This window comes from Salinicoccus siamensis (assembly GCF_042429615.1).
Lineage (GTDB): Bacteria > Bacillota > Bacilli > Staphylococcales > Salinicoccaceae > Salinicoccus > Salinicoccus siamensis.
Map to the genome: position 1 here is coordinate 173,435 of NZ_JBHMAH010000010.1, position 13,834 is coordinate 187,268.

Annotated in this window: 12 protein-coding genes; all 12 read right to left on the reverse strand. The window is 45.4% G+C overall.

Annotation, left to right across the window (positions count from 1 at the left end):
* Positions 1-15 precede the first annotated feature (15 nt).
* Positions 16-963, reverse strand: coding sequence for a thioredoxin-disulfide reductase (gene trxB / locus ACFFLE_RS04725; protein ID WP_380569989.1), 948 nt, complete (start codon positions 961-963; stop codon positions 16-18).
* Between the two features lie 65 nt (positions 964-1,028).
* Positions 1,029-2,447, reverse strand: coding sequence for a tetratricopeptide repeat protein (locus ACFFLE_RS04730; protein WP_380569990.1), 1,419 nt, complete (start codon positions 2,445-2,447; stop codon positions 1,029-1,031).
* Complete coding sequence (locus ACFFLE_RS04735; protein WP_380569991.1) at positions 2,440-2,928, reverse strand: acyltransferase; 489 nt, start codon at positions 2,926-2,928, stop codon at positions 2,440-2,442. Before ACFFLE_RS04735 ends, ACFFLE_RS04730 begins: the two co-directional genes overlap by 8 nt.
* A complete protein-coding gene (gene lgt, locus ACFFLE_RS04740) occupies positions 2,925-3,755 on the reverse strand; it encodes a prolipoprotein diacylglyceryl transferase (RefSeq protein WP_380569992.1) in 831 nt (276 codons plus the stop codon). The genes ACFFLE_RS04735 and lgt overlap by 4 nt, the downstream gene beginning before the upstream one ends.
* Positions 3,745-4,683 (reverse strand): HPr(Ser) kinase/phosphatase, encoded by a 939-nt coding sequence (hprK, locus tag ACFFLE_RS04745; protein ID WP_380569993.1) that lies wholly within the window; start codon positions 4,681-4,683, stop codon positions 3,745-3,747. Before hprK ends, lgt begins: the two co-directional genes overlap by 11 nt.
* 146 nt (positions 4,684-4,829) lie before the next feature.
* Positions 4,830-5,981: a DUF4097 family beta strand repeat-containing protein gene (locus ACFFLE_RS04750; RefSeq protein WP_380569994.1), complete on the reverse strand. Its 1,152-nt coding sequence runs from the start codon at positions 5,979-5,981 to the stop codon at positions 4,830-4,832.
* Position 5,982: 1 nt separating this feature from the next.
* Entirely contained in the window at positions 5,983-8,823 is a 2,841-nt protein-coding gene (gene uvrA / locus ACFFLE_RS04755) for an excinuclease ABC subunit UvrA (RefSeq protein WP_380569995.1), read from the reverse strand.
* Positions 8,824-8,827: 4 nt separating this feature from the next.
* Positions 8,828-10,807 carry an excinuclease ABC subunit UvrB gene (gene uvrB / locus ACFFLE_RS04760; protein WP_380569996.1) on the reverse strand — a complete coding sequence of 660 codons (1,980 nt, stop codon included), beginning with the start codon at positions 10,805-10,807 and terminating at the stop codon, positions 8,828-8,830.
* A 79-nt stretch (positions 10,808-10,886) separates the two neighbouring features.
* Positions 10,887-11,123, reverse strand: coding sequence for a DUF2198 family protein (locus ACFFLE_RS04765; protein ID WP_380569997.1), 237 nt, complete (start codon positions 11,121-11,123; stop codon positions 10,887-10,889).
* A 3-nt stretch (positions 11,124-11,126) separates the two neighbouring features.
* Positions 11,127-11,765, reverse strand: a complete 639-nt coding sequence (locus ACFFLE_RS04770) for a YfbR-like 5'-deoxynucleotidase (protein ID WP_380569998.1) — start codon at positions 11,763-11,765, stop codon at positions 11,127-11,129.
* 2 nt (positions 11,766-11,767) lie between these two features.
* Positions 11,768-12,352, reverse strand: coding sequence for a TlpA disulfide reductase family protein (locus tag ACFFLE_RS04775; protein ID WP_380569999.1), 585 nt, complete (start codon positions 12,350-12,352; stop codon positions 11,768-11,770).
* 126 nt (positions 12,353-12,478) lie between these two features.
* Positions 12,479-13,603, reverse strand: coding sequence for a LysM peptidoglycan-binding domain-containing protein (locus tag ACFFLE_RS04780; RefSeq protein WP_380570000.1), 1,125 nt, complete (start codon positions 13,601-13,603; stop codon positions 12,479-12,481).
* Positions 13,604-13,834 lie beyond the last annotated feature (231 nt).

Here is a 13,834-nt window from a genome sequence, read left to right on the forward strand (position 1 = left end):
CCTGGGGTAACATTCCTATTTGCTTTCCTGCATATCTCCAAGCTTCTCGATATAGTGCTGGGCGTTCTGGGCAGCTATACTGCCGTCCCCGGTTGCTGTGACGATCTGACGCAGGGTCTTGTTACGTACGTCTCCAGCTGCAAAGATGCCCGGGACTGATGTCTCCATTTCATCATTGGTGACCACATATCCCATTTCATTCAAGATGCCCAAACCTTCAAATGGTGCAGTCAGTGGCTTCATGCCCACATAGACGAAGACGCCATCTGCTTCATAATCGTACGTTGAGCCTGTATTCTTATCAAGCAGCGTTACGCTCTTCACTCTACCCTCACCGTTGATGGACTGGATCTCAGTATCCCAGATGAAATCCATCTTGTCGTTTTTGAACGCACGGTCTTGGAGGATTTTTTGAGCCCGCAACTGATCACGCCTATGCACTACAGTTACTTTGCTTGCGAATTTCGTCAGGAAGACCCCTTCTTCTACTGCAGAATCCCCGCCGCCGATTACGACGAGTTCCTTCTCCTTGAAGAAAGCGCCGTCACATACTGCGCAATAGCTCACGCCGCGGCCGCCGAGTTCTTCTTCACCCTCGACTCCGACCTTCTTATATTCGGCACCTGTCGTTATGATGACAGTGCGCGTGTAGATATCCTCATTGCCCGTTTTAAGCACTTTGACATCTCCCTGATCTTCAATGGATTTAATGTCGCCATATTTATATTCGGCACCAAACTTTTGGGAGTGCTCAAACATTTTGGTGGATAATTCAGGACCTGTTATGAAGTCAAATCCAGGAAAGTTCTCAACTTCTTCCGTATTTGCCATTTGTCCACCCGGCATACCGCGTTCAAGCATCACTGTCTTAAGGTTTGCCCGGGAAGCATAGACGGCAGCTGTCATTCCTGCCGGCCCTGCACCGATGATGACGACGTCATAAATATTTTTTTCTTCAGTCATGGTCAAAACTCCTTTTCCGTATTATCAGCTGTTAAATATTATAAAGGGATATTTACATTATTTCATCATTTCTGCTCGATATGCCCCAATGCCTTATTCAAACGGTAGAGTGTAGTGCCGAATGTCTCGACGAGATATTTTTTGGTGAATTTCCTTTCGCGCTTATGGAAATACATTGCCGCAGCTGCAAAGGCATCAATATCTTCCAGCTCCACTTTCTGCTCATACAGTTCGTGAAATAGTTCTATCCAGGACATCTGGTCCTCTTCATCCGTAAAACCGGCTTGCGACAGTGCCTCAAGTCCTTTATGCATCCGTCCCAGCCTGACCAGCTTAAGCCCCTGGAAAAGGAATGAGATATACAATTTCTCGTAATCTTCCAGATTTTCAATCGTGTCCCACACATCATGACCCAATATGACGTCCCTCGGAACGACATTGTAGATCTTATAGAGGCCTAGAAGACGTCTGTACGGATCGTCATCCTTCAAGTAGGCAGTTTCTATCTCTGTTACTTTCTCAGATGCCCGATGACGGTTCCAAGGGCTATATATTTCCTTTACCTGATGAAACGTCTGCATACGATTCCAGAACATCTTGGATTCTTCCGCACGACCAGTATGATAGCTTGCATGGCTCAATGCATGGAGCAGCTGGAAACTGATGAACGACTGTTTTTTGAATAAAGGATAAAGAAGCTCGTATGACCTTTCGTACTTCTGAAGGAAATTGAGCACGAGTCCCACTTTGAACCGGGCATCATCATCCAATGGTTGCACCACTTCCAACTTTTTAAGGAATTCATTGAATTTATCCTCTTCCCCCGTATGATAGTACAAGAGTGTCATATGGCTCAATGCATGCATATCCGTGCGATCTTCCAGAAATAGCTGCTCCAATAGTTCGTGCGCTTCATCATAACGGTTCAGGAATAGGAGCGCCATGGCCTTCTGATTTCTGAATTCGCGTTCCTTCCGGATGTCTTCAGGTACTGTGAATAGAAATTCCAGAGCCTCTTCTATCCTGGCGTTCATAAAGAGATGCTGGAACAGATGCTGCGCTGTAAATCTCGCCGCTTCCCGCTCCACCTCTTCTTCATCATGAATACTCACTTCGAACATCTCTTCCAGTTCCTCATCATAGCCGGAGTCCGGCTCATATTTGACATACTGTACACCGAACAGAAACGCCTTATTCGCATCATTGCTGATGATGTAAAGCTGACTTAATATAAAATAAAATTCAGCATCATACTGATGCTGAATGAATGCGTTGATCAATATATGTTCAGCTTCTGCACCGCGGCCATTTTCAGCAAGCAAGTATGCATACTGGGACAGATATGCCAGATTATTCCGGTCAAGTTCATAGGCTTTCTGAAAGCTCCTGAGCGCCTCCGGTTTTTTATTCTGTTCTGTTTTCTTCAGACCTTGATTAAAATGGAATTCTCCATTCTGATCGAACGGAATCACTTTCCTAGTCATTATCCATACTCCTTATTATAAGCGGATTACCGTAAGCTGCCGAGTGGTCGGGGACATCTTTTGAAACGACGCTTCCCGCCCCTATTACAGCATGATTGCCGATACTCACCCCCGGCAAAATAGTGACGTTTGCACCCACCATAGTATCATGCCCGATGTACACATTCCCGAGACGATACTCATCCACGAGGTATTCATGAGTCAATATCACTGTATTATACCCGATTATACTGTTTTTGCCAATGTGGATGCGCTCTGGATGCATCAGGTCCGGCATGGCTTTGTAGGCAAGAGAAACGTTCTCCCCAAGCTTCATACCGAGCCCTTTCCTGTATAGTACGTGCTTCCATCTGGTCGAGGGACAAAACCGGCCAAGTTCTATTATGATGAAGTTCTTGGCAACTTTAATGCGTGAGACTGTCCTATATAGATGCCACAGCGGATTTATCGCACCCGCCTTGAATTTTTCAAGTTTCCTCATTTTCGTCTTCCTTTATAGATGCCTTGTACCTCCCGGTATTTCGGCAACTTATATTTCATTTCCCTATAGATCCAGACACCCGCTGCCACAACAATCAGGATGATTGAAATCAGCTGTGCGGTACGCAGCTGTTCTCCTATCATCAAACTATCTGTGCGCATTCCCTCTATGAAGAAACGGCCGAGGGAATAATACATCAAGTATAGAAGGATGGTCTGGCCCACTTTCAGTTTTTTACGGAGCATGAGGAGAAGGATGAAGCCTACTATATTCCATACGGATTCGTACAGGAATGTAGGGTGGTAATACGCACCGTCTATAAACATTTGGTTGATGATCCAGTCTGGGAGCATCAAGGATTCCAGGAAGTTTCTGGAGACCTCTCCCCCATGCGCCTCCTGGTTCATAAAGTTTCCCCAACGGCCTATAGCCTGTCCCAAAATAAGGCTCGGGGCCGCAATGTCCGCCAACTGAAAGAAACTGAAGCCTTTAACCCGGCAGTAGACGATACCAGCGATGAAGCCACCGATCAATCCTCCATGAATCGCCATACCCCCTTCATTGATCAGGAGTATGGAAAATGGATTCTGGCTATAGTATTCCCATTGGAAAATAACATAATATAATCTTGCACCTATAATTGAAGCAATGATGATGTAGAACATCAAATCCATGAAAAGTCCTTCAGGAAGACCTTTTCGGTTTGCTTCACGGTCTGCTATGTAGTATCCAAGCAGCATGCCGGCTGCTATGATGATGCCATACCAGTGGATTCCTATCGGGCCGAGTTCAATTGCGATCGGGCTGAACGGTGCGCTATAGATCATCAATCATCCCTCCGTTGATTTGGATTTGACGGTTCAGACGATCATTGAATTCCTGGGCTGCATCATATCCCATATACTGCATGCGATAATTCATGGCAGCCACTTCAATGATGCCCGCCAGGCTACGCCCCGGACGGATGGGGATGGTCTTCTGGTCGATCTCAGTATTCAAGATCTTCAGCTTATTCTGATCCAGGCCGAGACGTTCATAAGTTTTTCCCTTCTCCCAGGCCTCAAGATTCACATTGAGCATGACGCGCTTCTCCTCCAGGATGCTCCCCGCTCCAAAAAGCGTCATAACATTAATGATGCCAAGGCCGCGTATCTCAAGCAGATTGCGTATGATCGGCGGCGAAGCACCAATAAGTACATTCTTCGACACTTCTTTTATCTCAACATTATCATCAGCTACGAGCCTATGACCATTCTTGACAAGTTCCAGCGCCGTTTCGCTCTTTCCTACGCCACTTTCTCCGGTGATCAGGACACCAATCCCATATATATCCACCAGTACACCATGCATGTTGGTTTCTGGCGCTAAAGCTTTTTCCAGATGATTGGAGATTCTACTCGTAAAATTAGTCGTGTTGTCCTCAGTGACCAGAAGAGGAATTCGGCTTTGGTTGCACGCTTCTATAAATTCAAGCGGCGGATTCAGATTACGTGTGATGATGATGCAGGGCGTTTCTTTACGGCACAACTTTTTCGGCCGATCTTCCCTTTCTTCTTCCGTAAGCATTCTCTCAAAGAATGAAATTTCCGTCATCCCAAGTATTTGTATGCGATCGGATGAATAGTGGGAAAAATAACCTGCCATCTCAAGGCCCGGACGCGAGACATCGATATTGGTGATTTCCTTGTTGATGCCATCATTCCCGGAAATCAATTTCAGTTGAAATTCGTCTATGATCTTTTTAACTGTGAGCATTGGGTCACCTCAGACATTTAATAATTCAACTATAAAGAATCGAGCTGCCCTTTTCAATGAAACGGAACTTGATTACATGGGGCAATTTTTCAACTATATACAAAAACACACTATAGCCCGGCAATTGCTGGACTATAGTGTGTTCTTTAACTGCGGTGCAGTGTAACACTGCCAAATTTGGTTCCCACTTCAAGAAGCAGTGCTTCTTCTTCCGTATCATTGAGGAGCATCAATTCCTTGAACCCGATATCCTGCGATTTCATGAATCTGACATTCAGGTCCGGAGGATAATTGATCTGCCCGATGACGGTGCTCAAGCGTCCTTCCACAGCGCGTGCGTGCGGGATGTTTATATTGATGCTGCCCATGTTGGCATTGACTGTGGCTGACTCGGTCCCTGGCTCCAAGGAAACATTCACTGAACCATTTGAAGATATTGTAATATCTTTTGCATTCAACTTATCGGTGTTGATTGTCCCAAGCATGGAAATCATCTCTATCGATCCATGGGAACCTGCTTTAACGGTTATATCGCCCCTTGATGTTCTGATGAATGCATTGCTGCTCACTGCATCTTCGATGGAGATATTGCCATTCAAAAGATCGATGGTAAGATCATTGAAGGATTGGGATTCAATCTGAACATTGCCGTTAGACCCTGAGATGATGAGTCGTCTGAGCGTTTCCCGATTCACCTGGAGTTCAATATTCACCCGGGCTGTACGGATGTCTGAGACGATGAGAAGTTCTTCATTCTTGACTTCACAGATGATGTCCTGGAAATAATTACGTTGCTTATCAAGTTTTCTGTAGAAAGGAGTGACTTCAAATCTCGCTGTAGTGGAGCCATCTGTTGGCACAACCTTGATATTGCCGTTCGCAATATCGATTGATACATTCGAATAGTCGTCCTCGACCGTTTCGATGAGACGATTTTTTGAACCTTGTGTAAACATTGCATCAATGGAACTGTTTTTGACACTGTCGAATGCCTTCTCGAAAGTGCGGTAGACTTGTGCAGTCTGCTTCTGCCCTTCCATTTTGTTTTTGACTTGATTCAATGCTTCATTTGCCTTTTCAGGGTTTACATACTTCTGAAATTCATCCATGAATTGGTTGAGGATATCCTTCGATCCATTTTTAGTCGAGCGGTTCCGATTGCTTCTGTCTTCTTTTGTGTCCTGTACTGGATCATCCTGTTTCTCTTTGGATTCTATCGCTTCCATTAAACGGATTGCTTCTTCTGACGTAATTTTTCCTTCTTCCAACATTTTCAGAATGCGGTCTTTGTTATCCATTTCAATCCCCCTGATGGTTTCTGTCCAACCATTTTTTTAGGTGCTGTCCCGTATAGCTTTCCGGTTCTGCCATTACGTCCTGGGTTGAGCCGCTGACTACGATGGTCCCTCCCCCATCGCCGCCTTCCGGGCCAAGGTCGATGACATGGTCGGCCACTTTTATGACATCGAGGTTATGTTCGATGACAATGACGGTATCCCCGTTATTGACAAGACGCTGGATCACAGTAATCAATTTGCCTATATCCTCCGAATGAAGGCCAGTAGTGGGTTCATCCAATATATACAACGTTTTCCCCTCAGATCGTCTGTGCAGTTCGGAAGCGAGTTTGACTCTTTGTGCTTCCCCGCCTGACAATGTCGTAGCAGGCTGACCCAATCGTACATAGCCAAGCCCCACATCAAGCAATGTTTTCATCCTGCGTTTGATCTTCGGAATATTTTCGAAGAAATAATACGCCTCTTCCACTGTCATCTGCAGGACATCTGCAATGCTCTTATCTTTATATTTAACTTCCAGAGTCTCTCTATTATAACGCTTTCCATCACATACTTCACATGGTACGAATACATCGGGCAGAAAATGCATCTCTATTTTGATGATGCCATCGCCTTTACAGGCTTCACACCTTCCCCCTTTGACGTTGAAGCTGAACCGTCCCTTTTGATACCCTCGCACTTTTGCTTCATTCGTCTGGGCGAAGACATCCCTGATTGTATCGAATACGCCTGTATAGGTTGCAGGGTTGCTGCGTGGTGTACGGCCAATCGGCGACTGGTCGATATCGATTATCTTCTCGATGTTTTCTGCGCCTCTTATCTCTTTATGGTCCCCGGGTATCTGCTTTGATTTATACAGTTTGGTATGAAGTCCTTTATAGAGGATTTCGTTGATCAGGGTACTTTTACCTGACCCCGAGACCCCGGTGACCACATTCAAAACTGACAGCGGAACTTTAACATTGAGATTCTTCAAGTTGTTCTCTTTGCCTCCGCGTACTTCCAACACCTTTTTCATGTCAGGTTTGCGGTACTCAATCGGCAGTGGAATTTCCTTCTTGCCGCTCAAATATTGACCGGTGATCGAATCTTCATTCGCCATCACTTCTTCCGGTGTACCTTGAGCCATTATACGTCCACCATGCTCCCCTGCCCCAGGGCCGATATCAATGAGGTGGTCACTTGCAAGCATGGTGTCTTCATCATGCTCCACCACAATCAGAGTATTACCGAGGTCGCGCATATCCTTTAGTGTATTGATCAGGCGATCGTTATCCCTTTGGTGGAGTCCAATCGAAGGCTCATCAAGTATATACAGCACTCCACTGAGCCTTGAGCCAATCTGTGTCGCAAGACGTATGCGCTGGGCTTCACCCCCAGAGAGTGTGCCGCTTCGTCTATTTAGCGTCAGATAGTCCAAGCCGACATTATGAAGGAAGGACAGGCGCTCGTACACTTCTTTAAGGATCGGTGCAGCGATTTTTCTGTTTTGTTCAGAGAGGGAGAGTCCATCAAAGAAATCTATCGCCTCTTTGACCGGCTGATCCACTGCCTGGCCTATATGCCGCCCCTCTATCCTTACAGCAAGGGCTTCTGCATTCAACCGGTACCCCTCACATGTCTTACATGTGATTTCCCTCATGTATCTGCTCATTACATCCCTTGTGTAATCAGATGGGCTCTCCTTGTAGCGCCGTTCGATATTATTTATGATTCCTTCATAAGGCATCTTGCGATTGCGGACTATACCGTTGCTTTGGGTGAATCTGTAGCTGACCATCTCGCCTTTAGATCCATGCAGTATCAGGTCTTTTTCTTTCTTCTTCAGGTCTTTAAAGGGGGTGTCCATATCTATACCAAAATGCTCGCAAGTCTGTCTGAGCAGGGTTGGGTAATAGTCGGAGCTGATTGGTTGCCAAGGGAGAAGCGCCCCCTCCTTTAATGATAGTTCTGCATCAGGGATGACGAGGCGTTCGTCCACTGCCATTTTCATCCCTAGGCCATCACAGTCCGGACACGCTCCATACGGGGCGTTGAAGGAGAACAGTCTAGGTTCCATTTCGGATATGGTGAAACCGCATATTGGACAGGAGAAATGTTCGGAGAAATGCATGTCTTCCCCATCGATGACATTGACGGTGATGTTCCCCTCCCCTTTTTCAAGTGCGGTCTGCATCGAATCGCTCAAGCGCGCTTCAATGCCTTCGCGAATGGCAAGCCGGTCGACGACGACGTCCACATCATGCTTTTTATTTTTGGAGAGTTCCGGTACGGATTCGATGTCATACATTTCGCCATCTACGATGACCCGGGCATACCCTTCCCTAGCCAAATCTTCAAACACCTTTTCATGCAACCCTTTACGACCCTTTATGATAGGGGCAAAAAGCTGTACTTTAGTCCTTTCTGGGAGCTCCATGACCCGGTCGACCATCTCTTGAACTGTCTGGGACGTGATTTCGACACCATGGATTGGACAGAACGGAGTGCCCGCCCTTGCATAAAGCAGTCTGAGATAATCATATATCTCAGTAATCGTAGATACGGTCGATCTTGGGTTGTTGCTTGTTGTTTTCTGATCGATGGAGATCGCAGGTGACAACCCTTCTATCGAATCTACATCTGGCTTCTCCATCTGTCCCAGGAATTGCCTGGCATAAGAACTCAAAGACTCCACATAGCGTCGTTGACCCTCAGCATATATGGTATCAAACGCCAAGGAAGACTTCCCGGAACCGGACAGTCCGGTCATAACCACCAGGCTGTCCCTTGGGATGTCGACATCGACGCCTTTTAAGTTATGCTGTCTTGCACCCCTTACACTGATATACTTGTTCTTCAAAATATCACCCTTCTGCTTTCAATTCGAATAGTGCGTCCCTGAGTTCTGAAGCGGTTTCGAAATCGAGATCCTTGGCAGCCTGTTTCATATCTTCTTCAAGCTGGACCATCAATTTCTCTTTGTCCTTTTTCGTCATCTTGGTCTTGGTACGCTTATCCGATCCGTCACTTCTGCTTTCTGTCTTAACTTCCACTTCCGCACTGATCGAATCTCGTACTTCTTTCTGTATAGTCTGAGGCGTGATGCCGTGTTTTTTGTTATATTCAATTTGAATTTCGCGTCGTCTTGCGGTCTCTTCAATGGCGTAGTTCATCGAATCGGTCATTTTATCCCCATATAAAATCACATGTCCTTCACTGTTACGGGCTGCGCGACCGATTGTCTGGACAAGTGACCGACTTGAGCGCAGGAACCCTTCCTTGTCGGCATCCAATATTGCGACCAGTGAAACTTCAGGGATATCCAGACCTTCCCGGAGTAGGTTGATTCCAACCAGTACATCGTGGACACCCATCCTGAGTTCCCTGATTATTTCAATACGCTCAAGCGTCTTGACTTCGGAGTGCAGATATTGAACCTTTATTCCGGACTCTTTTAGGTAGGCAGTCAAATCTTCTGACATTTTCTTGGTCAGTGTTGTGATCAGGACACGCTCATTCTTCTCGCTCCGGGTCACAATCTCTTCAAGCAGGTCATCAATCTGATGTTCCGTCGGTCGGACATCGATAGTGGGATCCAGCAATCCGGTCGGCCTTATGATTTGTTCGACCATCTTCTCAGTATGCTCCATCTCGTAAGGTCCAGGCGTTGCTGAGACATAAAGCAACTGCTGTGTCTTCGCCTCAAATTCTTCGAATTTCAAAGGCCTGTTATCGAGTGCACTCGGTAATCTGAATCCATGGTCCACCAAAACTTTCTTTCTTGCCTGGTCTCCGTTATACATGCCTCTTATCTGCGGTACGCTGACATGGGACTCATCTATCATGACTAGAAAATCATCGAAATAATCGAGCAGTGTGTATGGTGTCGAACCCATAGGGCGCAGCGTCAGGTGGACAGAATAGTTTTCTATCCCTGAGCAGAAGCCCATCTCCCGCATCATCTCCAAGTCATAGTTCGTCCGCTGTTCGAGACGTTGTGCCTCAAGCAGTTTGTTATCATCGCGCAAAATCTTAAGTTGCTCTTCAAGCTCTTTTTCTATGCGGCCGATGGCCACTTTCATCTTTTCCTCGCGCGTGACGAAGTGAGAGGCGGGAAAGATTGCGATATGCTCGCGCTCTGCCAACACTTCACCAGTCAGATAGTCCACTTCCCTGATGCGATCTATTTCATCGCCAAAGAATTCAACGCGCACGCATTGCTCATCGCGTGAAGCTGGGAATACTTCGACAATGTCTCCCCGCACCCTGAAAGTACCCCTTCTGAAATCGATATCATTTCGTGAATACTGGACATCCACGAGCTTACGCAGAAACTCATTACGGTCCATCTGCATTCCAACCCGTGCGCTCACCACCATATCACGGTATTCTTCCGGGTTACCAAGACCGTAGATGCAGCTGACAGATGAAATGATGATCACATCGTCGCGCTCAAACAACGCACTCGTTGCAGAGTGCCGCAATTTATCTATTTCATCATTAATCTGTGCATCCTTCTCTATGAAGGTATCCGTTTGAGGGACATAAGCTTCAGGTTGATAATAATCATAGTAACTCACAAAGTACTCTACCCTGTTATTCGGGAAGAATTCCTTGAATTCGCTGTATAGTTGTCCTGCCAAAGTTTTATTGTGTGCAATTATTAAAGTTGGTTTCCCCACTTTTTCAATCACTTTACTCATGGTATATGTTTTCCCGGTGCCTGTCGCACCAAGTAGTGTCTGATGTCTATTTCCGGACTTGATCTGGTCTGTAATCTCTTCTATCGCCTTTGGCTGATCGCCGGCAGGCTCAAATTTGGAGACCACTTCGAATTTGGCCATTCATTCTTCCCCCATTAATATGTTCGTAGACTATTTTACAAAATAAAAATAGAAATGGCAAACATTTGTTCGGTTCTGGCTAATCGTCTTCTTCTTTATCGACTTGGTAAACTTCCACTAGCATGTACCCTAAGACTATCGACAGCGAGTCAATGAATATCACCCATTCAGAATGATAGAAACCACGATAGATGGAGACTCCGAAGATTATGAAGGTCAGGAATACTGCGACGAACTTGTTGCGTGTCAATCTTGAAAAAATCACCACTGTAAGAGCCGGGACCACCATTCCCATCATGTACCAGTAAAGGGACATTCATCAGAGCTCCTTTTCCATTATGGCTTCAGTAATATCCATTAGTTCCGTTTTCGGTATGAACCTCTCCCGCAACATATCCGGAAGTATGTTCTCAAGGAAGTCGGTTACACATTCCAGATGGGAATATTTTCTGATGGTCAGTAGGGACATTTCGTAGATTTCAAAAAATAGAGGCTCGGGATTACGTTTTTGTATTTCACCGAAGGATTCATATAACAAGTCGATCTTATCCGCTACGGCCAATATCTCACCTTCCACAGTACCATCCTTGCCCTCTTTGAAACGCCTTAAATAGGTTTCCTGATACTCGACTGGAAATTCTTCCATCACAAACCGCTTAGTCATGCTCTCTTCAACTTCTTTGAACAGCACATTGAGTTCATCAGAGGCATATTTGACAGGTGTTTTGATATCACCTGTGAATATTTCCGGATAATCATGGTTCAACGCCTTCTCATAAAGGCTTTTCCAGTCAATACTCGTTCCATTATGTTCTTCTACAGTGCCTAGGTACTGGGCGATTTTAGTCACTTTAAAAGAATGGGCTGCCACATTATGGTCCTGGTATTTAAATTTCCCGGGACACCTCACGAGTTTTTCCAGATCATTTAGACTTTTAAAATATTGGTGGACTCCCATAATTATTCCTCCTTGACGTAGTTGATGTAATCTTGAAGCAGTTTACGCTCGACCTCCCCGACATATGCTCTGATTATTTCTCCTTCAGAATCCACAAAAAATGTCGTAGGCATCAGATGGATATTGAAGGTCTGGAGGGCAGAATCTTCATCCGAAAACTCATAGACTGGGTAGGAGACTTTGAATTCTTCCAGGAACTTATTTCTATTGGATGCCTTATCGTCTACATTTATTCCGATGATGCCAACGGCTTGGTCCTTATGCGCCTGATGGAATTCATTCAATTCAGGTGTCTCGCGACGGCATGGGTCACACCATGAGGCAAAAAAGTTGATGACAGTCACTTCATTATCTTTTATGATCGCCTTCATTTTTTTCCCATCATTCCGTACACCCTCCATTTTCTCATCGATGATGTTCATGCCAACTGCATGATGGTTGTCCTTACCTTCCGACTCCTGGAGTGTTTTTAAAGATTGTTCTTTCAAGCCCTCTTCCGACATGTTGATGACAGCAGTGACGCCTGCCCCGACTGTCAAAAAGAATAAGCCCAATATGATTATGATGACGATGTTTTTAAGTTTCATATTTCAACAAACCTTATTATTTATTTAGATTAGTTTAACATAACTTATAGAGACTTACATTTAATAGAGCATGCTGAAGTGCATGAAAAAAGGCCAGGACCGAGTCCTGACCTAACATTATATTGATTAATATCTGAAGTATCCATCGATTGAACCGTGCACATAACTCACAGCACGCTGTCCTACACCTTCAGATGGATTCAATGCGTCGACCATTTGGCCATTGCCGATGTAGATACCGACGTGTGAACCACCATTGAAGAATACAAGATCTCCCGGTTGAGGGTTGGACACTTGTGTACCTGCTGCCATTTGACCTGCGGCAGTTCTTGGAAGGTTAACGCCCTTAAATGCTTTCATGAACTGTTGGGAAAGGGCTGAACAATCTACTGCTGTAGAAGTATTTGCACCGTATACATAGCTCTTGCCTGCTGCTACCGAGTGTGCAACAGAGGCTGCATTGCCACCCACATTTGATACTTGCTGGCTTTGAGCTTGTTCAGCTTCCTGCTTTTGTGCTTTTGCTTGTTCAGCTTCCCTTTGCTCAATTCTTTGCTGACGTTCTGCCTCAGCTTGTTCCGCTGCACGATCATTGTTCTGTTGTGCCGCTGGTGCAGAAGGCTGCTCTAATGTCGTTTGTTCTGCTTCAGCCTGCTCTGCCGCTGCTGCCTGTTCTGCTCCAGCCTGCTCTGCCGCACGCTGTTCCGCTGCTGCCTGATTCGCCTCAGTCTGCTCAACTGCAGAAGATGTTTGATTTTCAACGGTTTCTTCTACAGCAGGTGCTGTCTCGACAACTTCAGTCTGTTCTTCTACAGCAGGTGCAGCTTCAACGACTTCAGTTTGTTCTTGTACAGCAGGTGCAGCATTACCGGAGACGATCAATGTTTTACCTGCAAAGATAAGATCGGAAGATAGGTTATTCCATTCCATAATCTGTTGGTAGTCGACATTGAATTTCTGTCCTATTTTAAAGAGGGTATCGCCTGGTTGGATGACGTATGTGCCATCACCAGCCGTCTCATCTTTTTTAACTTCTTCTTTCTCATCAAGGCTCAGCTGCTCGCCTTCAATAATAAGGTCGCTAGAGAGTCCATTTACTTCTTTAAGCGCAGAAACTGTTGTTCCGTGTTCAGTTGCAAGGCCCCAAAGCGTATCTCCACTCTCTACCGTGTAATCTGCTGCAGATATATTGCTGGATGCGACACCTGTGAGTGCAGTGACTGTTGCGACTGATAATAGCGTCTTTTTCATAAGTAAATAAATCCTCCTATTTTTTAAATCTATATGTACGTGTTTATGTTTATATCTATCCCACTCAGGGTAGATTTAGATTGTGGCTTAATCTTGAAAAGTTTCTTGGTGACTACGTTGCACACTATAGCACAGAATATCAGCCATTTGTGCCTTTGTAATACACTTGTAATGTAAAAGAAATCACTGAAATACAACATAATATAATGTTAAGCAGTAAAAGCGCCTGAC

Excerpts from the sequence above, each read along its gene's own strand:
- ACFFLE_RS04765 (WP_380569997.1), bottom strand. The coding sequence starts at position 11,123 with ATGTCCCTTTACTGGTACATGATGGGAATGGTGGTCCCGGCTCTTACA.
- ACFFLE_RS04730 (WP_380569990.1), bottom strand. The coding sequence starts at position 2,447 with ATGACTAGGAAAGTGATTCCGTTCGATCAGAATGGAGAATTCCATTTT.
- ACFFLE_RS04750 (WP_380569994.1), bottom strand. The coding sequence starts at position 5,981 with ATGGATAACAAAGACCGCATTCTGAAAATGTTGGAAGAAGGAAAAATT.
- ACFFLE_RS04770 (WP_380569998.1), bottom strand. The coding sequence starts at position 11,765 with ATGGGAGTCCACCAATATTTTAAAAGTCTAAATGATCTGGAAAAACTC.
- ACFFLE_RS04735 (WP_380569991.1), bottom strand. The coding sequence starts at position 2,928 with ATGAGGAAACTTGAAAAATTCAAGGCGGGTGCGATAAATCCGCTGTGG.
- lgt (WP_380569992.1), bottom strand. The coding sequence starts at position 3,755 with ATGATCTATAGCGCACCGTTCAGCCCGATCGCAATTGAACTCGGCCCG.
- uvrB (WP_380569996.1), bottom strand. The coding sequence starts at position 10,807 with ATGGCCAAATTCGAAGTGGTCTCCAAATTTGAGCCTGCCGGCGATCAG.
- ACFFLE_RS04775 (WP_380569999.1), bottom strand. The coding sequence starts at position 12,352 with ATGAAACTTAAAAACATCGTCATCATAATCATATTGGGCTTATTCTTT.
- hprK (WP_380569993.1), bottom strand. The coding sequence starts at position 4,683 with ATGCTCACAGTTAAAAAGATCATAGACGAATTTCAACTGAAATTGATT.
- trxB (WP_380569989.1), bottom strand. The coding sequence starts at position 963 with ATGACTGAAGAAAAAAATATTTATGACGTCGTCATCATCGGTGCAGGG.
- ACFFLE_RS04780 (WP_380570000.1), bottom strand. The coding sequence starts at position 13,603 with ATGAAAAAGACGCTATTATCAGTCGCAACAGTCACTGCACTCACAGGT.